The 22,977-nt window shown below is 61.1% G+C and carries 20 protein-coding genes and 3 pseudogenes; 9 read left to right on the forward strand and 14 right to left on the reverse strand.

What is annotated here, in order from left to right:
- Nucleotides 1-1,001 precede the first annotated feature (1,001 nt).
- From AC1RLZ_RS20495 to AC1RLZ_RS20510, 4 genes are all read left to right on the forward strand, one after another.
- Nucleotides 1,002-1,742 (forward strand): SDR family oxidoreductase, encoded by a 741-nt coding sequence (locus AC1RLZ_RS20495; protein WP_178823784.1) that lies wholly within the window; start codon nt 1,002-1,004, stop codon nt 1,740-1,742.
- A 111-nt stretch (nt 1,743-1,853) separates the two neighbouring features.
- Nucleotides 1,854-2,147, forward strand: coding sequence for a putative quinol monooxygenase (locus AC1RLZ_RS20500; protein WP_037093999.1), 294 nt, complete (start codon nt 1,854-1,856; stop codon nt 2,145-2,147).
- A 470-nt stretch (nt 2,148-2,617) separates the two neighbouring features.
- Nucleotides 2,618-3,745 (forward strand): glutathione-independent formaldehyde dehydrogenase, encoded by a 1,128-nt coding sequence (locus AC1RLZ_RS20505; RefSeq protein WP_493190247.1) that lies wholly within the window; start codon nt 2,618-2,620, stop codon nt 3,743-3,745.
- 31 nt (nt 3,746-3,776) lie between these two features.
- Entirely contained in the window at nt 3,777-4,346 is a 570-nt protein-coding gene (locus AC1RLZ_RS20510; protein WP_199556345.1) for a type 1 glutamine amidotransferase domain-containing protein, read from the forward strand.
- A gap of 253 nt (nt 4,347-4,599) precedes the next feature.
- Here AC1RLZ_RS20510 and AC1RLZ_RS20515 read toward each other — a convergent pair whose 3' ends face one another.
- The 4 genes from AC1RLZ_RS20515 to AC1RLZ_RS20530 form a co-directional block, all read right to left on the reverse strand.
- Complete coding sequence (locus tag AC1RLZ_RS20515) at nt 4,600-7,260, reverse strand: excinuclease ABC subunit UvrA (RefSeq protein ID WP_493190136.1); 2,661 nt, start codon at nt 7,258-7,260, stop codon at nt 4,600-4,602.
- A gap of 391 nt (nt 7,261-7,651) precedes the next feature.
- Nucleotides 7,652-8,761, reverse strand: coding sequence for an S-(hydroxymethyl)glutathione dehydrogenase/class III alcohol dehydrogenase (locus AC1RLZ_RS20520; protein WP_493190137.1), 1,110 nt, complete (start codon nt 8,759-8,761; stop codon nt 7,652-7,654).
- Between the two features lie 214 nt (nt 8,762-8,975).
- Nucleotides 8,976-9,266, reverse strand: coding sequence for a metal/formaldehyde-sensitive transcriptional repressor (locus tag AC1RLZ_RS20525; protein ID WP_109462186.1), 291 nt, complete (start codon nt 9,264-9,266; stop codon nt 8,976-8,978).
- Between the two features lie 200 nt (nt 9,267-9,466).
- On the reverse strand, nt 9,467-10,456 hold the full coding sequence (locus AC1RLZ_RS20530; protein ID WP_493190138.1) for a zinc-dependent alcohol dehydrogenase family protein: 990 nt from the start codon (nt 10,454-10,456) through the stop codon (nt 9,467-9,469).
- Between the two features lie 138 nt (nt 10,457-10,594).
- On the opposite strand from AC1RLZ_RS20530, the gene AC1RLZ_RS20535 reads away from it, so the two are divergent.
- The 3 genes from AC1RLZ_RS20535 to AC1RLZ_RS20545 all read left to right on the forward strand — a co-directional run bounded on the left by AC1RLZ_RS20535 (nt 10,595) and on the right by AC1RLZ_RS20545 (nt 12,733).
- Nucleotides 10,595-11,173, forward strand: a complete 579-nt coding sequence (locus AC1RLZ_RS20535; RefSeq protein ID WP_493190139.1) for a TetR/AcrR family transcriptional regulator — start codon at nt 10,595-10,597, stop codon at nt 11,171-11,173.
- 75 nt (nt 11,174-11,248) lie between these two features.
- Nucleotides 11,249-12,079 (forward strand): aldo/keto reductase, encoded by an 831-nt coding sequence (locus AC1RLZ_RS20540; RefSeq protein WP_493190140.1) that lies wholly within the window; start codon nt 11,249-11,251, stop codon nt 12,077-12,079.
- Nucleotides 12,080-12,085: 6 nt separating this feature from the next.
- Complete coding sequence (locus AC1RLZ_RS20545) at nt 12,086-12,733, forward strand: TMEM175 family protein (protein WP_493190141.1); 648 nt, start codon at nt 12,086-12,088, stop codon at nt 12,731-12,733.
- Between the two features lie 43 nt (nt 12,734-12,776).
- Here the strand turns inward: AC1RLZ_RS20545 and AC1RLZ_RS20550 are convergent, their stop codons facing one another.
- The 7 genes and pseudogenes from AC1RLZ_RS20550 to AC1RLZ_RS20580 form a co-directional block, all read right to left on the reverse strand.
- A complete protein-coding gene (locus tag AC1RLZ_RS20550) occupies nt 12,777-15,020 on the reverse strand; it encodes a xanthine dehydrogenase family protein molybdopterin-binding subunit (RefSeq protein ID WP_493190142.1) in 2,244 nt (747 codons plus the stop codon).
- A gap of 12 nt (nt 15,021-15,032) precedes the next feature.
- Complete coding sequence (locus AC1RLZ_RS20555; protein WP_493190143.1) at nt 15,033-16,046, reverse strand: FAD binding domain-containing protein; 1,014 nt, start codon at nt 16,044-16,046, stop codon at nt 15,033-15,035.
- Nucleotides 16,043-16,555: a (2Fe-2S)-binding protein gene (locus AC1RLZ_RS20560; protein WP_493190248.1), complete on the reverse strand. Its 513-nt coding sequence runs from the start codon at nt 16,553-16,555 to the stop codon at nt 16,043-16,045. Before AC1RLZ_RS20560 ends, AC1RLZ_RS20555 begins: the two co-directional genes overlap by 4 nt.
- A gap of 23 nt (nt 16,556-16,578) precedes the next feature.
- Nucleotides 16,579-17,658 (reverse strand): annotated as a pseudogene (locus AC1RLZ_RS20565) (catalase family protein).
- An 8-nt stretch (nt 17,659-17,666) separates the two neighbouring features.
- Nucleotides 17,667-18,773: an L-dopachrome tautomerase-related protein gene (locus tag AC1RLZ_RS20570; protein WP_493190144.1), complete on the reverse strand. Its 1,107-nt coding sequence runs from the start codon at nt 18,771-18,773 to the stop codon at nt 17,667-17,669.
- 117 nt (nt 18,774-18,890) lie between these two features.
- Nucleotides 18,891-19,465: pseudogene (locus AC1RLZ_RS20575) on the reverse strand (IS5 family transposase); the annotation flags it as partial.
- 32 nt (nt 19,466-19,497) lie between these two features.
- A complete protein-coding gene (locus AC1RLZ_RS20580; RefSeq protein WP_493190145.1) occupies nt 19,498-19,863 on the reverse strand; it encodes an ATP-binding cassette domain-containing protein in 366 nt (121 codons plus the stop codon).
- A 35-nt stretch (nt 19,864-19,898) separates the two neighbouring features.
- On the opposite strand from AC1RLZ_RS20580, the pseudogene AC1RLZ_RS20585 reads away from it, so the two are divergent.
- Nucleotides 19,899-20,108: pseudogene (locus AC1RLZ_RS20585) on the forward strand (aspartate aminotransferase family protein); the annotation flags it as partial.
- Nucleotides 20,095-20,583 (forward strand): NADPH-dependent F420 reductase, encoded by a 489-nt coding sequence (locus AC1RLZ_RS20590; RefSeq protein ID WP_493190249.1) that lies wholly within the window; start codon nt 20,095-20,097, stop codon nt 20,581-20,583. The pseudogene AC1RLZ_RS20585 and the gene AC1RLZ_RS20590, both read left to right, overlap by 14 nt.
- A gap of 93 nt (nt 20,584-20,676) precedes the next feature.
- Here AC1RLZ_RS20590 and AC1RLZ_RS20595 read toward each other — a convergent pair whose 3' ends face one another.
- From AC1RLZ_RS20595 to AC1RLZ_RS20605, 3 genes are all read right to left on the reverse strand, one after another.
- The gene (locus tag AC1RLZ_RS20595) at nt 20,677-21,027 is read right to left on the reverse strand and encodes a MarR family winged helix-turn-helix transcriptional regulator (RefSeq protein WP_493190146.1); all 351 of its coding nucleotides are present in this window, start codon (nt 21,025-21,027) and stop codon (nt 20,677-20,679) included.
- 406 nt (nt 21,028-21,433) lie between these two features.
- The gene (locus tag AC1RLZ_RS20600) at nt 21,434-21,916 is read right to left on the reverse strand and encodes a universal stress protein (RefSeq protein ID WP_493190147.1); all 483 of its coding nucleotides are present in this window, start codon (nt 21,914-21,916) and stop codon (nt 21,434-21,436) included.
- A gap of 419 nt (nt 21,917-22,335) precedes the next feature.
- Nucleotides 22,336-22,902, reverse strand: coding sequence for a hypothetical protein (locus tag AC1RLZ_RS20605; protein WP_493190148.1), 567 nt, complete (start codon nt 22,900-22,902; stop codon nt 22,336-22,338).
- Between the last annotated feature and the right edge of the window lie 75 nt (nt 22,903-22,977).

Raw genomic sequence — 22,977 nt, forward strand, 5'->3', positions numbered from 1 at the left:
TTAGAAGCGCCGACGCGTTTCCTGCCTGCGCGAGCTCCGCTTCGGCCCCGCGTAACGCATTGCCGAATTCAAGCATGCGTGCACCCGACGTCAAGCAATCTTTGCGGATACTGGCAAGGAAACTTGCCGGATGACCCCGTGTGGACTGGTTAGGGCATCTTCAATTTGCATTCAACGCGCCTCCGATTCCAGAACTGGACTGCGGAAGATCGGGTGAAGCAATCACGGCAACGGGTGAGATCGTAATTCTTAGACGGCACTGCCGGTCTCTCGAACCGAAGCACTAGGACAAAGTCATTTATTGGCACCTCAGTCATAGCTGCCGGAAGTCGAGCAGCATATCTCGGATCGGAGCTTAGGAAGCGTCACGTCGATGACGCCGAAGCGTACCCGACATTTTTTCTGTGCATGACCGCGACGTAGCTGAGCTTACTAGTCCTCGGGCCGCTTAGTTTCACCACCTCAGTCATGCAGTGGTGTGCCAATCTCTTCATCGCGGCTCCCCCCCCCGAAGACCAACTACGATCCATATCGAATCCCGCCGAATATGGCGCGTCCCATATCAGGGTTATCATCCGGGCTACTTGACTGAGGGCATCTTCAAACGTTGGAGGCGGAGCCACACTTGGAAGGCCATATAGCGCGTTGTAATTAGGCGAGATTGTCGAGACATTCTTTCTGATAGACCAGTTCTACGTCGCAATCTCCGCCCCGTTTTCGACTGCACTGAGCTGTTGCTTGAGTATGCGTCGGGCACCGATGTCTTCAACTAACGCTACAGTCCAAGCAGTCTGTTCGGCACGTCGAATCGCATCGACAGTAACTCTCGCCCAAACGATGCTTCCGTCTGTTCCCAAATGGCGCTTCTCAAGCGCGTGCCGATCGCTCTTTCCGCAGAGAAGCGCAGTTTGTAACTCTTCATTGCGCTGTCAATCATCAGGGTGTGTGAGGTCCAGATAAGACGTCTGGCCCTCCAACAACTGACTTGAAGGAATACAGTCATGACCAAGGGTATCGAAGGCAAGGTCGTTCTCATTACCGGCGGCAGCACCGGCATCGGCGCGGAAACCGCGCGTCTTCTCGCGGAACGCGGCGCCAAGGTGGCCATCGCCGCGCGGCGCAAGGACAGGCTCGACGAGGTCGTCGCGGACATCGCCGCAATTGGCGGCACGGCACGTAGCTACGCGCTGGACGTGACCGACAAATCGGCGGTCCAGTCCGTCGTCGCCGCAATCATTGCCGACTTCGGCCGCCTCGACGTGCTGATCAACAACGCCGGGCTGATGCCGATCCGTCCGATGGCCGAGGTCAACACCGACGAGTGGGACCAGATGATCGACGTCAATCTGAAGGGTACGCTCTACGGCATCGCGGCTGCCCTTCCCGGTTTTCTCGAGCAGGGCAGCGGTCACATCATCAACTTGAGCTCGGTTGCGGGCATCAAGGTCTTCGCACCGGGCGGCACGGTCTACTCCGGCACCAAGTTCGCCGTCAGCGCGATCAGCGAGGGCTTGCGCCACGAGGTGGGGGAAAAGGTCCGGGTCACGTCAATCGAGCCTGGAGCTGTCGAAAGCGATTTGAAGTTCACGACCTCTGGCGCGGCTGCCGAGACGGTGCTGGACTTCTACAAGCAGGCCATCCCGGCGGCATCGGTGGCGCGTGCTATCGCGTTCGCTGTCGAACAACCTGATGACGTCGACGTCAACGCGATCGTCATCCGGCCGACCGCACAGCAGTTCTGATTTCGACGAGGAGGCGGGGCCGCGTCTGCTCCGCCTCATGGGGAACGTACCGGCCCCCTTGTCCGTTACTTTGCCGAATAATATATGTCCGTTTCACTTGAGGAGTCGTTTATGCCCAAACTTGCCCTGTATGTACCACTGAAGGCCAAGCCCGGAAAAGAGCGCGATGTCGCCAATTTCCTGACCTCGGCATTGCCGCTCGTTCAAGCTGAGGCGGGCACTCTGACCTGGTATGCGATCGAGGAAGGTCCCGGTGCGTACGCGATCTTCGATACGTTCGACACAGAGGAGGATCGGCAGGCCCATCTAGACGGCAAGGTTGCCGCCGCACTGATGGACAAGGCAGAAGAACTGTTTTCTGAACCGCCGCAGATTCACAAGTTCACCCTGCTCGCCGCGAAATAGCGGAGCGGTCGGCACCATAAGCTGCCGTTTGACTGCAGGGTAAGGCTCGTGTTTCCATCCGGAATGGATGGCCCGGCCGAATCGGGAAATGAATAAATGAATACGACAGGCCATCCGCGGTAGTGGATGGCCTTGTCTTTTGCGCTTATCACACCTCTAAATTCACTGATAAGGCGCCGTTGATGTGTCGCGACGTAACGGCGCCATTGGTCCGCGGGAGATTCTTGGGCACATCAATTTGGCGCGATATTCGGCCGTTCTGGCCCAGTCATTCAGAAAACCGCCGTGATTCGATCCCAGGATGGCTCTACGGGAAGGAACCTCTCAGGTAGCAGAAGGTTCAGGAAACTGAGATCACTTGGAAGGGTGCGATGTCGTCCGCCGTTGCGATGGACCGGACCATCACCAAGCTCTCGTTTTAATGACGCGTTGAGAAGAGCTTTGAAAGGAAAAGATCCGTGAAAGCTGTCGTGTACAACGGGCCCAAAGATGTTTCCGTCAATACCATCGATGATCCCAAAATCGAAAAGCAGACTGATGTTATCATCCGGCTGACCACGTCCAATATCTGCGGGTCGGACCTTCATATGTATGAGGGCCGTACCAGCTTCGAGAAGGGCAGGGTCTTCGGTCACGAAAACCTTGGCGAGGTCATCGAAGTCGGCGCTGCCGTAGATCGTATCAAGAAGGGCGATCGCGTGTGCATGCCGTTCAACGTCGGTTGCGGTTTCTGCGAAAATTGCGAACGCGGTTTGACGGGTTTTTGCCTCACGACCAACCCAGGAACCGCTGGCGCAGCGTATGGCTTTGCCGAGATGGGTCCGTGGCAAGGCGGTCAGGCCGAGTTGATGCGCGTTCCTTATGCGGACTTCAATTGTCTGAAGCTGCCTGAGGACGCTGAGGAAAAGGAGGATGACTATGTCATGCTCTCCGACATCTTCCCGACGGGTTGGCATGGCGTCGAACTGTCAGGTTTCCTGCCTGGCGAAAGCATCGCGATCTACGGCGCCGGTCCGGTCGGTTTAATGGCCGCGCACTCAGCCGAAATCCGCGGTGCCTCTCAGATCTTCGTGGTCGATTCTCACGATGACCGCCTGAAACTGGCCGAGGCGATGGGCGCTATTCCGATCGACATGCGCAAGGGCGATCCCGCCCAGCAGATCCTTGACGCGACCGGCGGCCTCGGGACCGACCGGGGGGTCGAGGCGGTCGGGTATCAGTGTTGCGATCGCCACGGCAAGGAGCGCAGCAATTACACGATGAACTGCCTCGTCAAAAGCACGAAGGCCACCGGCGGAATCGGCGTCGTCGGCGTGTTCATTCCGGAAGACCCGAACGCGCCCGACGATCTCCAGAAGGAAGGCAAGATGGCTTTCGACTTCGGCAACTTCTGGTTCAAGGGCCAGAAGATCGGCACCGGCCAGTGCAATGTAAAGCACTATAACCGGCGACTGATGAAGCTTATCGAGCAAGGCCGGGCCAATCCTGCCCAAATCATCTCGCACCGACTGCCGCTTGATCAGGCACCAGACGCCTACAAGCATTTCGACGAGCGCGATGCTGGTTGGACGAAGGTCGTGCTCAAGCCGGGCACCTGACTTTAGCCTTCGACGGAATAGGAAATAAATTATGACTTTGGAAGGCAAATCAGTTGCCATTCTGATCGCACCTCGCGGGACGGAAGAACCAGAATTCTCGAAGCCCAAGCAAGCTGTCGAGGACGCTGGTGGCAAAGTGACCGTGGTCAGTTTTGAACCGGGCAAGGCTCGCACAGTCAATAGCGATCTTGACGAGGGCGGCAGCTACACTATCGACAAGACGTTTTCCGAGGTCAAAGCCGACGATTTCGACGGACTTGTTGTGCCCGGGGGGACTGTCGGTGCCGACAAGCTGCGCGGCAGCGTCGAGGCAATTGCTTTCATCCGGGCTTTCTTCGATCAGAAAAAACCTGTTGCGGCTATATGCCATGCACCCTGGACATTGATCGAGGCGGGCGTGCTTGAGGGTCGCACCTTGACGTCCTACCCGACGCTGAAGGTCGATATCGAGAACGCCGGCGGTGCATGGACCAATGAGGAAGTCGTGGTCGACAACGGCCTTGTTACCAGCCGCGATCCCAATGATTTGCCCGCCTTCTGTGCCAAACTCGTTGAGGAAATCGCAGAAGGTGTGGGCGCAGCGCTCGCAGCAGGGAATTAAGACGGGGCGTTTCGACGAATGTGAGGGCCCTCTCCCTGGAGAAGGTCCGCACAAAGCAAGCGTGGCGGATGGCCAGCGATTGGCCGTACGCCACGCCGCGTATCACACGAACACGGCGCACCTGACGGGCACTCAAACCCTAAGCCGCGTCAACCGCGGTGACACACCGCCGGCTCCCGCTTCCAGATTCGACCCATTCCAACGTGTGGTTGAGATGCACCTGATGGAACGTGCGTTCGGCCAGATTTACGACCTACAGCGCCGCCTTGAGATAGCGGGCGGTGAGACTGCCTTCCGCTTCCGCAACGACGCCAGGGACGCCGCTGGCAACGATACGGCCCCCGTCTTCCCCGGCCCCCGGTCCCAGGTCGATAATCCAGTCCGCCTGTGTGATGGCGCGCATGTCATGTTCGACGACTACGACGGTATTGCCGGCGTCTACGAGTCCCTGCAGGTGTTGCATCAGCCGGTCGCCATCGGAGGGGTGAAGCCCCGAAGTTGGCTCGTCGAGGATGTAGATCGTGTTGCCGCGTTGAGCGCGTTGCAGTTCAGTCGCCAGCTTGATGCGCTGCGCCTCCCCGCCAGACAGCTCGGTCGCCGGCTGACCGAGCCTCAGATAGCCAAGACCGATCTCCCGCAACACGGCGAGGGAGCGCATCACAGATGCCTCGCCAGCGAAGAAATCGCACGCATCGTCGACCGTCAGTTCGAGCACCTGGGCGATATTGCGCCCTTTCCATTCGACTTCGAGCGTTTGCGGGTTGTAGCGAGAGCCATGACAGGTCGAGCACGGGGCAAAAACGCTCGGCAGGAACAGCAGCTCCACCATGACGTATCCCTCGCCCTCGCACACAGGGCAGCGGCCTTGCGCGACGTTGAACGAGAACCTTCCCGGGCTGTAGTGTCGCCGGCGGGCGAGCGGCGTATCAGCGAAGATCCGTCGCACATGGTCGAACATGCCGCTGTAGGTAGATAGGTTCGAGCGCGGCGTGCGGCCGATCGGTTTCTGATCGACCCGCACCAGCCTGCGAACATGCTCCATGCCTGCGACAATGCGTCCTTCAGTGTCGTTCTGCGCAACATCGAGCAGCGGATCGATATCCTCCTCCTCGGCCACGGGGGCGCCGCCGAGGTGTTCCGTGACGAGCTCGGGCAGCGCCTGACTGACAAGACTGGATTTGCCCGATCCCGAAACGCCGGTGACAGCGGTGAAGCAGCCGATGGGAAACTCGACGTCGAGACCATGGAGATTGTTCCGCCTGATCCCTTCCAGGCGTAGCCACGCCTTGGGATCGCGCGGTGTGCGCTCACTGCGGAGCGGCTCTGCGAACAGGTAGCGGCGGGTGATCGAAGTCTCGACGTCGGCAAGCCCCTCTATCGGCCCGCTGTAGAGGACTTCACCGCTCTTTTCCCCGGCTCCTGGGCCGACATCGACGAGCCATTCCGCGCGGCGGATCACGTCGAGATCATGTTCGACGACGAACAGGGAGTTGCCCGCCGCCTTGAGACGCTCGAGGATGGTGAGCAAGGCTTCGCCATCTGCCGGGTGCAACCCTGCCGAAGGCTCGTCAAGCACATAGACCACGCCGAAAAGCTGTGACGACAATTGCGCGGCAAGCCGCAAGCGCTGCAGCTCTCCGGAGGAGAGCGTCGGCGTGCTGCGGTCGAGCGAAATGTAGCCAAGGCCAAGATCGATCAGCGGCTCTAGCCGCTCGATCAATTCGCAGGCAAGGCGTTGGGCGGCGATCCGCTTCTCGTCGGAGAGATTGGGCGTGCGGCGTACGTCGGGCGCGCTCTTGTGCGCAGAGCCGCCCGCCGCAACCCGTTGCTCGACCGCTGCATCGCGGGCCGCTTTTTCCAGAACATGGCCCTTTGAGGGGGCAGAGACCGCCCCATACGCGCCATGCGCGACGGGCATCAGCAAGTCCTTCAGCTTGAGCACCGTCAGGTCGCCGAACTCGGCAATGTCGAGGCCGGCGAATTTAACCGACAGGGCTTCGCGCTTCAGGCGCTTGCCGTCGCAGGTCGGGCAATCGCGGCCGATGATATATTGCGAGACGCGCTTCTTCATCAGCGCGCTTTTAGTGTTGGCGAAGGTTTCCAGCACATAGCGGCGCGCGCCGGTGAAGGTGCCCTGGTAGCTCGGCTCCATGCGGTGCTTGAGCGCCGTCCGGGTCTGTTCGGGCGTCAGGCCCGCATAGACCGGCACCGTCGGCGCCTCTTCAGTGAAGAGGATCCAGTCGCGATCCTTTTTCCGCAGGTCGCGCCACGGCGTATCGACGTCATAGCCGAGCGAAACGAGGATATCGCGCAGGTTCTGGCCATGCCAGGCGGCCGGCCAGGCGGCGATCGCTCGATCGCGAATGGTGAGGCTGTCGTCAGGAACCATCGTCTCTTCGGTCGCGTCATATACGCGGCCGATGCCGTGGCAGGTCGCGCAGGCCCCCGCTACCGTGTTGGGGGAGAAATCCTCCGCATAGAGCATGGGTTGATGGCGCGGATATTCGCCGACGCGCGAATAGAGCATCCGCACCAGGCTGGAGAGCGTCGTCACGCTGCCGACCGAGGATCGCGCGTTGGCCGAGCCGCGCTGCTGCTGCAACGCGACCGCAGGCGGCAAACCGTCGATCGCGTCGACCTCCGGCACGCCGGCCTGGTCGATCAGGCGACGGGCATAGGGCGCAACCGATTCCAGATAACGCCGCTGGGCTTCGGCATAAAGGGTGCCGAACGCGAGCGATGACTTGCCCGAGCCCGATATGCCGGTGAACACCACGAAGGCGTCGCGCGGTACATCGACGTCAATATTTTTGAGGTTATTCTGGCGCGCGCCGCGAACCTGCACGCAAGCGGGCGGCCCCGTATGCCCATGATCGGTGGCCGGCGTCGTCGCGTGAATATCCTTGCTCTTCAATTCAGTCTTCCCGCCCTATACGCCCGTGCGGCCCGTGGTTCATCACAGTCGGGTAACAGATGAATGCATTTCCGACTCAATACATCCAACGGCCAGGCTGGCCCGATGTTCGGCACCTTTGAAATACTTTTCCAGCATTAGACAAAGGTTACGACAAAACCATTTTCCCGTTGGGTCGCGACGAGGCCACACACACTCCGCTGGTAAGCGCCTGGGCCAGGCGGCCCTGGTCCGTGCCGCTATCGGCATGTAACGACCGCACTTCGGCGCTTGTTACCGCATCGCGACGCGTTGCCCATTTGCCAGAGCGCGCTTCATCATGGCCAGGGTCGGGCCATGATGACGGCCGAGTTGTCGATCCGAGCGCCTCGCGCCGCTTCGGATCGGCGGGTCAGTAGTGAATGACCGTGCGGATCGACTTGCCTTCGTGCATCAGTGCGAAGGCCTCGTTGATCTCCTCCAAGCCCATCGTGTGGGTTACGAATGGGGCCAGATCGATATCGCCTCTCATCGCGTCCTCGACCATGCCGGGGAGCTGTGTCCGTCCCTTGACGCCACCGAAAGCGGACCCCTTCCATACGCGGCCCGTGACGAGCTGGAATGGGCGGGCGGAGATTTCCTCGCCCGCGCCGGCAACGCCAATCACGATCGACTGACCCCAGCCACGGTGCGCTGATTCGAGCGCGGCGCGCATGACGTGGACGTTGCCGATGCACTCGAAGGTATGATCGATGCCCCAGCCCGTCATCTCGATCAGCACTTGCTGGATGGGCTTGTCATGGTCCTTGGGGTTGATGCACTCGGTCGCACCGAACTGGCGTGCCAGCTCGAACTTGGACGGATTGGTGTCGATGGCGATGATGCGACCCGCCTTCGCCTGGCGCGCACCCTGAATCGCCGCGAGGCCGATGCCGCCGAGGCCGAACACGGCGACCGAGTCTCCGGGCTGGACCTTGGCGGTATTGTGGACTGCGCCGATGCCGGTCGTGACGCCGCAGCCGAGCAGGCAGACATGTTCGGGGTTTGCCTCGGGATTGATCTTGGCGAGCGAGACTTCGGCGACGACAGTATATTCACTGAAGGTTGAACAGCCCATGTAATGATAGAGGGGCTGACCATTGTACGAAAAGCGGGTGGTCCCATCGGGCATCAAGCCCTTGCCCTGCGTTTCGCGGACAGCGACGCACAGGTTGGTCTTGCCCGACAGGCAGAAGTCGCACTTGCCGCACTCGGCGGTGTAGAGCGGAATCACGTGATCGCCCGGCCCGACGCTGGTGACGCCTTCACCGACCTCGACAACGATGCCCGCGCCCTCGTGGCCCAGAACCACCGGGAAAACACCCTCCGGATCACTCCCCGCCAGCGTGTACGCGTCGGTGTGGCACACACCGGTGTGCGTCACCCGTATGAGGACTTCGCCTTTCCGGGGTGGGGCGACATCGATCTCGACGATTTCGAGTGGCTTGCCCGCCTCGAAGGCTACAGCGGCGCGAGATTTCATGTTGGGATACCCTCGTTGAGTTAAACCGATTGCTGGTGCGAGGCCGTTGCGTCAGCGCAAATTCGTCGACATTCTCATACTGGCAGGGAGTATCTTTAAATACTCCCTAGCAGTATACAAGAGGTGTCCTAACGAGGATCTCAAACCAGAGAAGGCAGCAGGGGCTGGCTTCTAAGTGCGGGAGAACACGGGCAAGAAAATGAGCCTGAAATTGTCATTTAAGATAAGTGCGCAGAATCTTCATTACGCCCTCCACGCCGTCATCGTGATCGCCACCTGCGCCTCCGACGGCCCGATCTGCGCCCGCACCGAATGTTTCCCTGAGATGACTCTGCATCACTTCTGCCATCAGTCCATTTGTCGCACCACGCATGGCGACAATTTGCTGCAGCAGGGGAGCGCAATCGGCCCCCGCTTCGATCGCGCGTTCCAGAGCGTCCGCCTGACCCTTGATACGCCGCAAGCGTGTGATGGCTCGCTTCTTGTCCTCTGATGAATGTGGCATCGCGTTTTCCCGAGAAATCGCTCCAGCATACTATACAGGGGGGGAGTTTCAATCCTGCACAGAGCCGGGCGTTTTCTAATCGGGCGAGGTTCCGGTCATGCTCTCAAGTCTGCGCCACGAGCAGCCTTGGCATGGGCGCCGAGGGTCCGATCCTCTGTCGGGGAAGGGGGAGCGATCGCTCACTCCCCCCGGTATGCCGGTCAGACCGTAACGACGACCTTGCCGATCTGGTCGTTCGATTCGAGGAAGCGGTGAGCGTCCTGGATGGCGTCGAGCGGGAAAGTGCGCGCGATCCGCGGCTTCAGCGCGCCCGATTCCAGACCCGCCACGATGAACGCCTTGGCGCGATCGAGGGCGGCATCGTCCGAGACGATCTCGCTGTAGAGATACCCCTTGAGCGTGAGGCTCTTGCCCAGCACGGAGAACAACGGGAACGGCGTCGGTTCGCCGCTGAGCGCGCCATATTCGAGCAGGATGCCGCCGCGTGCCATGCTCTCGGTCAGCGGCTCGAACGACGGGCCTCCGACCGGATCGAGCACCACGCGCGCACCCTGACCATCGGTTATCTCCATCACTCTCGCTACCAGATCCTCTTCCCCGGTCGCGACGACATGATGTGCACCGGCATCGATCAGGGCCTGGCGCTTGGCGCCGGTACGCGTCGTCGCGATTACCGTCGCGCCGACCATCCGCGCAATCTGGAAGGCAGCAAGGCCGACGCTGCTGGAGGCAGCAGTGACGATGACGAAATCGCCCTCGCCGAGTTTCGCCTGCTCCACCAGCGCACCCCAGGCGGTGACATACTGCATCCACACGGCCGCCGCTTCCTCGAACGACAGCCCCGCCGGATGCTTGACGACGAGGCGGGCGGGCACGTTGGCGACCTCGCCATAAGTGCCCCAGCGCGCGATATCGAGCGGGGGGATAACGCTGACGGCTTCGCCTTCCGCAAACCCGGTCACGTCCGCGCCGACCGTAACGACAGTGCCGGCAGCCTCATAGCCAAGGCGGCTCGGGAACTCGGCTTCCTGAAGGTAGGCATGGTTGCGGAACATCACCTCGGCGCGGTTTATGCCTATCGCCTTCACCGCGATCTGCACTTCGTCGGCCGCGGGCGCGGGGACTGCCACATCTTCAATCCTGAGGACGCTGGCGTCGCCATATTCGTGGATACGGACGATGCGGCTCATTGGAGACTCCTTGATTATTGAATGATCGTTCTGTAAGGGAGCGGACCACCAGTTTCAAGATATTATTTATCGATTGTTCCATATCGTGCACCAGAGATGACAGAGACGAAAGCCCGTCGCCGCGCAGGTCGCCCTCGTGTGTTCGACACTGACGCTGCGCTCGACAAGGCGGTGCGGCTGTTCTGGCAGCGCGGCTACGAGGCGACATCGATGGCCGATCTGGTGACGGAGACTGGCGTCGCCGCCGCCAGTCTCTATGCAGCGTTTGACAACAAGGCGGGGCTGTTTGCGGCGGTGATCGAGCGCTACGCCGCGACGTTCAGCGTCCACCTCTATGCACCCATCAACGATCCGGCGTTGTCCACCTACGAGGCCGTCAAAGGCCTGCTGGAACGAGCGGCGTCATCATTCTCGGAACCTGGAACGCCGGCCGGCTGCTTCATGTATTCGGCAGCGGCAGCCGTTTCGCCGGCGTCCGCCGCCATCGAATGCCTGCTGCGCGACAAGCGTATCGCGGCGGAGGCCTTCCTGATCGAGCGTCTGCAACGCGGCGCCGCGCAGGGCGAGCTTGCGGCCAACACCGATCCCGCCGTGCTAGGCAAATTCATCAATACGGTCATGGAAGGCATGTCCGTTCAGGCGCGCGACGGCGCTACGATCAACGAACTGCTCTCCATCGCCAAAATGGCACTCGATCGATGGCCAGCCGCGATATGATCGTTACATGGTGGTCATCTGCCAATCCGCCTCCCGCGACCGAACAGTCGAACTCATCTCATAGGACGAAAGCACATGAAACAGGTGACATTGCCCGGCGGGGAAGTGGTTCCTTCAATGGGTCAAGGCACCTGGAAGATGGGCGAACGTGCCGAGCGCCGATCCGATGAGATCGCCGCGCTACGCGCCGGTGTCGAACTGGGCATGACGCTCATCGATACCGCCGAAATGTATGGCGATGGTGCGGCGGAAACGCTGATATGCAAGGCGCTGGGCAGCGTTCGCGACCAGTTGTACCTCGTCAGCAAGGCATATCCGCAGAACGCAGCGCGCTCCCGCCTTGCCGGTGCGTGCGAGGCGAGCCTGAAGCGGCTCGGCACCGACCGGCTGGACCTCTACCTTCTCCATTGGCGGGGATCGGTGCCGCTCGCTGAGACAGTGGAGGCATTGGAGGCGCTCAAATCGGCAGGAAAGATCCGACACTGGGGTGTCAGCAATCTCGATACCGACGATATGGAAGAGCTTGTCGCTGCGGGCGGGGATGGCTGCGTGACCGATCAGATCCTCTACAATCTGGTCCGGCGAGGCCCCGAATTGGACCTGCTGCCGTGGCTCGCCGAGCATAACATACCGGTTATGGCGTATAGTCCAGTCGAGCAGGGACGACTTTCTACCCACCCCGCTCTCGACAAAATTGCAGCCGAGGTTGGCGCAACCCCTGTGCAGGTCGCACTTTCGTGGACGTTGCGGCAAGATGGTCTCATCGCCATCCCGAAAGCGAGCTCAGTCGCTCATGTGCGGGAGAACCGCGCGGCCGCCGATATCGTTCTTTCCGACGCTCAGCTTGCGACACTCGACGCGGCATTTCCCCGGCCAGCGGGCCGTCGCCCACTCGAAATGCTGTAGCGTCAAATGGCGATATCCTCTCTTAAAGCAACCGAACGCAAATCGGATCGCCTCGAGGCGTTCATGGACGCGGTGCTGGCAATTGCCATCACCCTCCCGGTGACCGAACTACACGCACCAGAGCCGACTGACGGCGACCTAGCAGCGGCATACCTGAAGCTGGCACCGGAATATGCGGCCTACGCCCTTAGCGTGATCCTGATCGGCCTTTACTGGGCTTCCAGCCACTTAACCGGCAAGCTTCTGCAAAAAACCGATCATGGCTACAATCTGCTGAGCATCGGCTTTCTTGCCGCTGTCAGCATCACGCCATTTCCTGCGCGGCCGCTCATCGAGCATCTCGGCGGTGACGCGGAAAGCAAGACCGCCGTTTTGGCCTATCTGGGCGTGGCAGCGGCGCCGGCGACGTGGTGGTTCGTGCGTTGGGTCTATGCAACCGCGAGGGGGCTTCCAGACCCGCGCCTGACGGACGCCTACCTCAGGCGGACAACTCTCAAATTCGCCGTCACTGCCGGAGCCTATTGGGCAGCGTTCGTCTTGGCATTCTGGAATTGGCGTGCTGGACTGATCGTCGCGGGGATCGTTACGTTGAGCTATATCGTTCCGCCAGCAAAGCCCAGCTACAAGCCAGGCCAAGAACCGGAGAATGGCTGAGACCGGCTATAGACCCGGCACGGCGGATGCTCACATCGGCTAATCAATCCAGGATCTTATCGATCGTGATCGGCAGGGACCGCACCCGCTTACCGGTCGCGTGATAGATCGCGTTAGCAATCGCGGCAGCGGTGCCGACGATGCCTATTTCGCCAAGGCCTTTGACCCCGAGCGGGGTCACTTCGGAATCGGGTTCATCGACGAAGATCACCTGGGTATCGTGAATGTCGGCGTGCACGGGCACATGGTATTCGCCGAAGTTGTGGTTCATCCAGCGACCTAGCCGGTGGTCGGAAAAGGTTTCCTCGTGGAGCGCCATACCCATGCCCATCACCACGCCGCCAATGATTTGGCTGCGCGCGGTTTTCGGGTTGATGATGCGGCCAGCGGCCACCGCATCGATGCGAGTGACGCGTATCACGCCCAATTCCTCGTCGACCTTTACTTCTGCGAAGATGGCGCTGTGGGTGTTCTTGGACTTGTGCAGACCCTTCCACATGTCGCCGAACCCGGGCGCAGCGGTTGCTTCCTCTTCGATGGCCGTCAAGTCAGCGGCACGCATCGCATCGCCGAACGGCACCCGGACCGCCGGCGTGTCCTTCAGCACCATGCAGCCGTCCTCGAACAGCACGTCGTCTATCTTCGCTCCGCTCAGCGGTTCACCGGCAATCTTGCCGGCCGCCTTCAAAAGCTTCTTGCCGAGCGCCTGGCAAGCGAGCTGTACCGCCGCACCGGTCGATGCCGCCCCCCACGATCCACCTTCGACCGGGGCGGTCGGCAGGTCTGAGTCGCCCAGCTTGGCGGTGATCTGCTCGGGCGGCAGGCCGAGCGTCTCTGCGGCGACCAAGGTCATCACCGTGTAGCTGCCGGTGCCGATGTCCGACGTCGCGCACGCTACTTCCAAATGTCCGTTGGCCGTGAGCTTCGCGCTCGCAGACGTCTTGGAGAATTGCGCGTCCCACATGCCGGTCGCGCAGCCCCAGCCGACCAGCTCCTTGCCATCGCGCATCGAACGCGGCTCGGCCGAGCGCTCGCTCCATCCGAACGCCTCGGCCCCTTCGCGAAACGCCTCTCGCAACGCCTTGCTGGTGTAGGGCGTGCCATTCATCGCATCGATGGGCGAGTAGTTGACGAGCCGGAACTCGAGCGGATCGACCTTGGCCTCATAGGCCATCTCGTCGATCGCCATCTCGAACAGCGTCATGCCGGTCGCCGCCCCCGGTGCGCGCATGTCCGCCGAGGTCGCGGTATCGACCTGCGCGACGGTATATTCTGCGTCGGCATTCGGGCAGTCGTAGTTCATCAGCCTCCAGGTGACGACGTTCTCCATATTGTCTTCGTAGCGCGAGGTGGAGGTGGTCGCCTCGTTGCGGATCGCGGTGAGCTTACCGGTCGTCTCCGCGCCCAGCGCGATGCTCTGAATCGCTTGGGGGCGATAGGCGTGGCTGAACATCTGATTGCGGGTCATCGTCACCCGGACCGAGCGTTCCAGCATCTTGGCGGCGAGTACCGCCAGAAACACCTGATGCTGGGGCCGCAGGCCCGACCCGAATCCGCCGCCGACATACGGGTTGAGGACGCGCACCTTCTTCTTGGAGAAGCCGAAAACGCTGGAGAGATAGGCCTGCACGACCTGAGACCCCTGCGTCTTGTCGTGGACGGTGATGCTGCCGTCACCGTGCCACTCGACGGTGGATGCGAACATCTCCATCGGATTGTGGTGCTCCGGCGCGAGCCGGTAGTCGCCGGACACCTTCAGCGGAGCGTCCGCGAACGCCTGCGCCGCGTCTCCGCGGTTTTTCGGCGCCATGTAGCCGCTGCGCTTTTTCTTCGGCACGTACTTATCGCCGACCGCAACCTCGAAGTCGGTATTGTGCGCCTCTGCCTCGTAGGCGACCTCGACCACGCTGGCGGCGTAGCGCGCTGCCTCGAACGTCTCGGCCATCACCAGCGCGATGGGCTGCTGGCTGAACTGGATGCGATCATCGTAAAGCGGACGAAACGGCGAACCAGGGATTTTCAGCTCGTCCTGGTAGCTGTGGTCGGTCCAGGCGACGTGCGGCCGATTGAGGTGGGTGATAACCTCGACGACGCCGGGCACGGCGCGCGCGGCTTCCTCATCGATACTGACGATCCGCCCTTTGGCGATCGCGGCCTCGACGATGTAGCCATACAGCAGGTTCTCCACCGGATGCTCGGCGGCGTAGCGCGCCGTGCCGGTGACCTTCTCGACCCCGTTGACGCGGTTGATCGCGCTGCCGATTCCGATTTTCGCTGCGGTAGCCATGATGTCTGTTCCTTACGCGACTCGCTTGTCGGTCTGCGATTGCGGGGTGGCCTCGGCGGCCTGCTTCAGCGCACGGATGATCCCCTTGCGCGCGAGCAGGATCTTGAAGTCGTTCTCGCCCTGACCGACCGCCCCGGCGAGCAGGGCGTCCGCGAAGGCGCCGAACGCCTGCGGCGACGGCTGCTGGCCCTTCAGCAGTTTCTCAGCTTCCGTGCTGCGCCATGGCTTGTGCGCAACGCCGCCGAGCGCCACCCGCGCTTCAGCGATCGTGCCGTCTTCGACCCGCATCACGACGGCTATCGACACCAGCGCGAAGGCATAGGACAGACGATCGCGCAGCTTCAGGTAGGTGTAGTTCTTGGTGAAATCCTCGGCCGGCAGGTCGATGCCCGTCACCAATTCGCCTGGCTTCAGCGTGTTGTCGCGCCACGGCTCGTCGCCGGGTAGCCGATGATAATCGGCAATCGGGATTGCGCGGTCTCCTTCCGGACCGGTCACCTGGACGGTCGCGTCGAGCACCACCAGCGCGACGCACATGTCCGAAGGGTGCGTGGCGATGCACTGGTCGCTCGCGCCCAGGATCGCGTGGATGCGATTGACACCGCCGATCGCGCCGCAGCCGGAGCCCGGCTCGCGCTTGTTGCAGGGCGTGGCGACGTCGTAGAAATAGTAGCAGCGTGTGCGCTGGTTGAGGTTGCCGCCATTGGTCGCGGCGTTGCGCAACTGTGGACTCGCCCCCGCCAGGATCGCTGAGGACAGCAACGGATACCGCTGCTCGACGCGCGCGTCCCACGCCGTATCGGCGTTCGGCACAAGCGCGCCCAGCCGCAGCCCGCCGCCGTCCAGCTCCTCAATCGCGTCCAGCGGCAGGCGGTTGATGTCGATTACCGTCGTCGGTTGATCGACGTTCTCCTTCATGAGATCGATCAGGTTCGTTCCACCTGCGAGGTAGCGGACCTGCTCGCCGGCACCCGCCTGCACCGCTTCGGCGACGCTGGTCGGGCGGGCATAGTCGAAGCGGTTCATGCCTTTTCTCCGATCACGTCGAGCACCGCATCGACGATGTTCGAATAGGCGCCGCACCGGCACAGATTGCCGCTCATCAGCTCGCGGACCTCCTCGCGGGTTTTAGCCTTGCCTTCATTGATGAGGCCCTGCGCCGAGCAAATCTGGCCAGGCGTGCAATAACCGCACTGGAACGCGTCGTGGTCGCAGAAGGCGGATTGCAGCGGATGGAGGTCGCCCGGCTGGCCTAGCCCCTCGATCGTCGTGATGTCCGCCCCGTCCAGCGTCACCGCCAGCTTGAGGCACGAATTAATGCGTCGCCCATCGACCAGCACGGTGCATGCGCCGCACTGACCGTGGTCGCAGCCCTTCTTGGTGCCGATCAGATCTTCGCCTTCTCGCAGCAGGTCGAGCAACGTCGTCCAGGGCTCGATCGCGCGGGTGCGCGTCTCACCGTTAATCGTCAGCGTGGTTGGCACCGTGCCGATCGGCACGGCGGCGTATGTGGCGGAGTTGACGGCTGTCGGCATGATCGGCGCCTTCATGTTTTGCGTTAGGCCCGGATGGCGGCGATGTCGGCGGTGTTTTCCTCGGCGACCCCGTTCTCGCGGTGGCGAAAGGCGGACAGCGCACGATACACCTGCAGCCGCGCCCTCATCACCGATCCGAGCGGCCGATGCGCGGCCAGGCTATGCGCGGGACGAAAGGTCATCACCTCGTCGAAGTAGCGCACGCGCGCCGGGCTGTACGCCTCCTGCGCAGGGATGCGGACCGTGGCGACGGTGCGGTACTGGCTGTCCTGTGACGGCCACTCGACCGAGGCGTCCTCGATCGGTTGCGTCTCCGCGTTCGCCCAGAGCTGCACCTTCAGCTCAAACACCGCCTCATGGTCGCGGAAGTAATCGGTCGCGGCATGGCGGAAGCCGTCCTCGTCTTCATGCGGATCGAGCTGCCACTCGCGGAGCGCGTCCTGCGCCTGCGACGCTGGCACGGCACCGAGCTTCGCGACATAGTCGCCATAACGCACCGGTGCCTGACTGAAGTAGTCGTCGCCGATCGGGTGGCTAAACGGGTGGCCGAAGAAGTCCGCCTTGGCATAAGCGGTGTTGAACAGGCCCAGCACGTTGTTGAAGTTGCGCGCCATCGACGACACCGCGCTCTTTACGCCCTCGGGCATCGGCGTCGCCGCCCCGATCTTCTGGCGTCGCTGAGAAAGCCGGACGCGGTACCCGACGGAAACGTCCGGCCGGTGGCAAACACGAAGTCTTGGGTCGGTGCGTCATGACCGGGCAGCTTCGCCGTCGACCCCGAACACCTTGATCGCCATGCCCCTGTGGGTGGAAACGCGGTCGCCGAGTGTCTCACCTGGCCCTTGCGCGAAGCGGATCGCGACATCGTAGGTGCCCGCCGCGGCGAACAACCCCTGTGCCAGTTCCGGCGGAAGGTCGTCGGCGATCGTCAGCGTGCCGACGACGCAAGCCGAGCTCTTGGCGTGGCTGGCACGGACGGCGTGACCTTCGCGCTCCTCGACTGCCTCGGTTTGCTGGATCATCCCCTGGATGATGCCGTCGATCGTTTCCTGCTCGTCGGGCTCGGGCGTCTCGATGTCGTCGCGGTAGCGCAGGTAAGTCATGGCGCTTCTCAATGGGTCGGAGCGAATGAGAACAGCTGGGTGCGGATCGACGGCGGGGCGCCCGGCGTGAACCACCGTGTGTCCTGGATATGGCTGGCGGTGACGTAGATCGTCCCGTCGGGCCCCTCGCTGAACGTATCAGGCCAGCGCAGCCGCTTGTCGGTCAGGACGACCTCTGTGCTGGACCCGGCAAGCCGCCTGATCGAATAATCGGTCGGCGAGGTAATGTAGAGGGTCCCGGCCTTGCTCATCCACAGGCCATCGGCCACAGCGGTGGTGGCGACGGTCTTCACTGCATTGGCGCGGTCGCGCTCGCTGACATCGGGGCGCAGCTTGTCAGTGCCGATCGAATAGAGCGTCTTGCCAGTCAGCGCCTGCCAATAGAGCGTCTTCCCATCGTTCGAGATCGCAATGCCGTCGGAGGCGAACGCGGGCTGCCTCCCATCGGGCCGGACCAGTGGCTTGCCCTCGATCGCGACGGTGACGCTCTTGTCGATCTGGGTCGAGGGATGACCGTCGAGGGCCCGGAAGCTCTTCCCACTGGCCAGATCGACGACGATGATCGCTCCGCGCGTGCCGCTGTCGGTAATGTAGCCGGTCTGGCCGTCGGGCGAGAAGCGGATGTCGTTGAGGTAGGTGCCCTGCAGCGCAACGTCGCCAGGTACCGCGATAACCTTCGTCACCTTGTTGGTTTTGAGGTCGATACGGACGAGCTTCGGTGCGCCCTCCAGGATCTTCTCGTTGCCCGGTGCGCCGGGGTCGACCACCCACAAATTGCCGTGGCCGTCCGGCACGATCGACTGGACGCAGACAAAGTAGTCGCCAACCGGCATTTCGTTAGCCTTGGCGTTGCGCCAGTTGTTCCACTTGGCATCGGGATAGGGCCGGAGCGACCCATTCGGCATCACCTCCGCAACCGAGATCGGCGCGTCGTCGGTCCAGCGCGGGAAGTTGACGAAGCGGCGCCCGTCAGCCGAGACGGCGACGCCGGTAACCTGGTGGTCGAAGCTCGCCACCTGCGTTAGCGCGGCGCTGCGTCCCGTCTGGGCATAAGCTGCTCCCGCCAGCGCTATCGTGAAGGCTACTAGCCCGACCAGAACACCGCTTTTCCGCATCAGTCCGCTCCCGTTCACCGGACGCAACGCGCGACGGTTCACTCGTCAACGACCGTGGCCCATGCTTAGCCAGGAAAACCAAATAAAATAAAACAGGTTAGGGTCAGGACTCGTTGATCACAGCCAGAAGATGACGGTGGCAGCGAGGGCGATGGCGGAGAAGAAGGCCGTAGGGCAGCGATCGTAGCGGGTGGCGACGCGGCGCCAGTCTTTGAGGCGGCCGAACATGATCTCGATGCGGCTGCGGCGCCGATAGCGGCGCTTATCGTACCGGACGGGCTCGTTGCGCGACCTGCGGCCTGGGATGCAAGGCTGGACGCCCTTGGCCTGAAGAGCGTCCCTGAACCAGCCGGCGTCGTAGCCGCGGTCGCCGAGCAGCCACTGCGCTTTTGGCAGGTCGTCCAGCAGCGCGGCCGCACCGGTGTAGTCGCTGACCTGACCGGCGGTCATGAAGAAGCTCAAGGGGCGACCGTTCGCGTCGACGACGGCATGGAGCTTGGTGTTCATGCCGCCTTTCGTGCGTCCGATCAGGCGGCCGAGATCCCCCTTTTTACCCGGAGGCTCGATGCCGTGCGGTGCGCCTTCAGGTAGGTCGCGTCGATCATCACCGTTTTGGGTTCGGCGTCCACCGCAGCCAGACCTTCCATGATGCGCGTGAACACGCCTGCCTCACCCCAGCGCTTCCAGCGGTCCAAGTATGATGGCGATCACCCGCTCGACGTCGTCAGCAGTCTGATCCAGCCGTTTCGCGAGATCGGTATTCATCGCCAATTATGTATCCTTTGGGCCGCGAGGCGTTGCTGTCTTGGTCAGATTTGACGCCTGCGGCTAAGCGCCATGAGATCGCGCTCGGCTTCGAAGTCACCGTATACTCCGCGGTAGATCCAAACACGGTGATGCGGCCGCTGTTCGGCGTCTCAAGCAGATTGAGACAACGCAACATGGTGCTCTTGCCCGATCCGCTGGGGCCGAGCACCGCCAGCACCTCGCCGCGCGGAATCTTCAGCGACACCGATTTGAGCACCTGGGTCGCGTCAAACTGCTTTGAGAGGGCGGACACTTCCACGGCGGTGGGGGACAGCTGGCTCATGCGCGGGCTCCCATATCCAGTCTGCGTTCGAGGGCATGTCGCCACAAGACAATAATCTCCCGGCTTGGGACCGCGACCATTTCTTTCATCCGTCCACCCATATGGGGATGCACGCTCGCGGCGAGTCGCCCGCACGCACGATCACCACCGGAGAAGGTGTCTTCGTGATCGACGACAAGGGACGCCGCAGTCTCGACGCCTTTGCCGGACTCTATTGCGTCAATGTCGGTTATGGCCGCGAAAAGGGAAGTCCGGAATGCTGCGGAATTTGCTGACTTGGTGATTCTGGCGGTACCCTTCGCCGAGATCGACACAGCGCTGTCCCATCTCGGCAGCGGCCTGGATGGCAAGATCGTTATCGACGCGACCAACGCACTGACACCTGAATACAGCCTTGCTGTCGGCTTCAACACCAGTGGTGCAGAATTGCTGCAGGCAAAGATCCCGGCGGCAAACGTGATCAAGGCGTTTAACACGACCTTCGCGAACACCATGGCAAACGGCGAAGCAAACGGTCAGCAATTGTCCGGACTGGTGGCCGGCGATGACGCCGCGGCAAAACGGACAGTGCTCGATCTTGTGGCTGCGATCGGCTTCGATCCGGTCGATGTCGGCCCACTCGAAGTTGCGCGACTGCTGGAGCCTTTTGCGCTTCTGACGATCAAGCTCGGTCTCGTTCAGGGACACGGTCCTGACATTGGCTTTCGATTGGTTCATTAATAAGGAATGTGTGTCGGCTCCATATCATGGGGCCGACCTGCCGGGCGCAATGGCAGTACGATCGATCAGATTGAGCTGACGTCAAAGAATGATCTAGCGATTGATCGATGCGAGGATTGAGGCCTTACTTAATCGTTCCTGGAGAGCTTTGAGCCCATCAAGCAAATCATCGGTGGCACTGGCCCCGAGGCCATCTTGCAAAAAATGGTGTAGGCGACCTAAATTTTGTAACGCAGACACCAAGCGTTTCTTGCCCTCCTGGGTCGATGAGATAACGACCACACGGCGATCGGTAGCTAGAGTTTCTCTGATTATCAATCCGTCATGTTCCAGAAGTCGCGCCTGTGCTGACACAAACGACGAGTCAACTCTCAGAAGTGCGGCGATCTCCTTTATAGAGAGACCTCGCCCGGACATTGATCTTTCAAGTATTAGAAGGATCATGCACTAGGGCGTGCTGACATTTGCCTGCTCGGCGAGGGTTCCCAAGATCTGCGACATGTACGAATTTATGGCGGTAACACGCCACAGCAACTGATCGTGGCGATCGAAGTCTAACTCATTACCCATCGATCCTTCCATTCACCCTCTGCAATTTTGGTCGGTGTGCTCACTACAAAACATGCAGCTTACTTGAGACCAATAATAGTGAGCGTTTGAGCGGATCGCGACGTTGCATTGGTGGAACTATTCATCGTCCGCGCGGCAAAAGGAAGCCGCGCTAGAAAACCTGTGTTGCTCTTCACACGTATTTCAGACGTTAGGACACCATAAGAAGATGAATGATCGAGTATCGCGCCGATGAACCTCCGCGAGCGCGAAATTTACGATTGAACAATTCAGGAAGGTCTCAATGCGCGATAAACGTCGGAAATGATACCATTCTGGTAAGAGAGCGGGTCACCCCGCCAAAGATCATTTCACCGGTCCTGCTGTGACTGTATGCGCCTATCACGATAAGATCGATATTTCGGCTGAGCGCGTGCGCGATAAGTGTGTCTTCAATCGAGCCCTGAGATGCGATCTGATCGACCGTAATCTCAATGCCATGGCGTACAAGGTGTCGAGCGAGATCTGCACCTGGTTCCTCACCGTGTCGGTCATTCTTCTGCCCATCAACAACAACGAGAGCGACAGAGGTTGCAGCTTTTAGCAGAGGTATCGCGTCAGATACGGCACGCCGCGATGGCGGACTCGCGTTCCAGCCGACCATAACGTTGCGAGCAATCCGATCAGCGCTCCAGTTTTCAGGAATGATCAGAATGGGAATGCCCGTGGCCAGCAGCGCTTCCGTAGATACTTCAACCGATAGCCCGCCAGCAGAAGCGGCCATAACGATGACCAGATCAAAGTGTAGTGAGCTTAAGAGCACCTCCTGACGAGAGTTCTGTTGTTTTATGATGCGAAAATCGCTTCTGAGGTCTTGGGTCGCTGTCGCAACGCCGAATGCATGGAGCCCAGCTTTGATCGCGATTTGCTCGTCCGCCCTGGCTCAATCACGCCTTGAATGGCGCTCCGCCCTCGGACAAATGAGTCCGCCGGATGGCCATCGTCCACGGACGGCACAACGTACAATCCCGTCAGGTGAGCCGAGTGGCGGAATGCAAGATTTACGGCGTAAAGTAGCGAAGCGTCGGGAACAGGTTTAGATCCGACAAAGACTGCGATGGATTTCCAAGCCATAGAGCGGCCAATCTTCTCGTTGTGCTGAACAAAATTCATCTTGGTAGCTGACCGTTTCAGCGTGCGATTTCAACTGTCTGGTCTGCCGTCCAATAGTGAACGGCCGTAGCCAGCGATAGCCACGCCGTGAAAGAGAAGGTCGACTGCGACGATCGAGGGCGGCTGGACAGGGAGCTCAAGAAGACTTCCGATGAACAGGAAGCCGGCGCCAATCATCGCAACATAGCCGGAGCATCGCAGCCAGCGGCCCGATGTCTCAGGAATCGTAAGGCCTATCCAAACACGTGACACGCCGGAGACAAGCAGGGATAGGCAAAAAAGCAAAAGCCATTGGCCGCCGTGTGCATAAAGAATTGCCTGAGCGTATCCAACAGAGACCACGGTCATTCCGCTGAGGATCCAATCTAGGTATAGTCGTCGCCTCGCGATCTTGATTGTGAAGATTATGATCGTCATGCCTGCGAGGATTGCCGACCCGCCAGGAAACTCTCTGGCGATTGGATCGCCGGAGATCGCCACGGCAAAAGCCAAGGTGCTGAAAGAGAGCAGAATGCCGCCGAGGGTAGCAAACCGGATCCAGTCGCTCTTTCCTTGAAAACGAGACGCGTGGTCCCGTCGATGCGCAACGATCAGCACACTTGTATTCTGCCGATGCCCGCGGTGCGCTTCCACCCGCGGCGATCTGAGGATGTACTCAACGGCTATTCTCCT

Source organism: Tardiphaga sp. GW822-FHT04G09 (assembly GCF_058800725.1).

What these genes read in the sequence shown, in the direction of transcription:
- AC1RLZ_RS20495 (WP_178823784.1), top strand. Translation starts at nt 1,002, where the DNA reads ATGACCAAGGGTATCGAAGGCAAGGTCGTTCTCATTACCGGCGGCAGC.
- AC1RLZ_RS20500 (WP_037093999.1), top strand. Translation starts at nt 1,854, where the DNA reads ATGCCCAAACTTGCCCTGTATGTACCACTGAAGGCCAAGCCCGGAAAA.
- AC1RLZ_RS20510 (WP_199556345.1), top strand. Translation starts at nt 3,777, where the DNA reads ATGACTTTGGAAGGCAAATCAGTTGCCATTCTGATCGCACCTCGCGGG.
- AC1RLZ_RS20520 (WP_493190137.1), bottom strand. Translation starts at nt 8,761, where the DNA reads ATGAAATCTCGCGCCGCTGTAGCCTTCGAGGCGGGCAAGCCACTCGAA.
- AC1RLZ_RS20525 (WP_109462186.1), bottom strand. Translation starts at nt 9,266, where the DNA reads ATGCCACATTCATCAGAGGACAAGAAGCGAGCCATCACACGCTTGCGG.
- AC1RLZ_RS20530 (WP_493190138.1), bottom strand. Translation starts at nt 10,456, where the DNA reads ATGAGCCGCATCGTCCGTATCCACGAATATGGCGACGCCAGCGTCCTC.
- AC1RLZ_RS20540 (WP_493190140.1), top strand. Translation starts at nt 11,249, where the DNA reads ATGAAACAGGTGACATTGCCCGGCGGGGAAGTGGTTCCTTCAATGGGT.
- AC1RLZ_RS20545 (WP_493190141.1), top strand. Translation starts at nt 12,086, where the DNA reads ATGGCGATATCCTCTCTTAAAGCAACCGAACGCAAATCGGATCGCCTC.
- AC1RLZ_RS20550 (WP_493190142.1), bottom strand. Translation starts at nt 15,020, where the DNA reads ATGGCTACCGCAGCGAAAATCGGAATCGGCAGCGCGATCAACCGCGTC.
- AC1RLZ_RS20555 (WP_493190143.1), bottom strand. Translation starts at nt 16,046, where the DNA reads ATGAACCGCTTCGACTATGCCCGCCCGACCAGCGTCGCCGAAGCGGTG.
- AC1RLZ_RS20560 (WP_493190248.1), bottom strand. Translation starts at nt 16,555, where the DNA reads ATGCCGACAGCCGTCAACTCCGCCACATACGCCGCCGTGCCGATCGGC.
- AC1RLZ_RS20570 (WP_493190144.1), bottom strand. Translation starts at nt 18,773, where the DNA reads ATGCGGAAAAGCGGTGTTCTGGTCGGGCTAGTAGCCTTCACGATAGCG.
- AC1RLZ_RS20580 (WP_493190145.1), bottom strand. Translation starts at nt 19,863, where the DNA reads ATGAGCCAGCTGTCCCCCACCGCCGTGGAAGTGTCCGCCCTCTCAAAG.
- AC1RLZ_RS20590 (WP_493190249.1), top strand. Translation starts at nt 20,095, where the DNA reads ATGGCCGCGAAAAGGGAAGTCCGGAATGCTGCGGAATTTGCTGACTTG.
- AC1RLZ_RS20595 (WP_493190146.1), bottom strand. Translation starts at nt 21,027, where the DNA reads ATGATCCTTCTAATACTTGAAAGATCAATGTCCGGGCGAGGTCTCTCT.
- AC1RLZ_RS20600 (WP_493190147.1), bottom strand. Translation starts at nt 21,916, where the DNA reads ATGGCCGCTTCTGCTGGCGGGCTATCGGTTGAAGTATCTACGGAAGCG.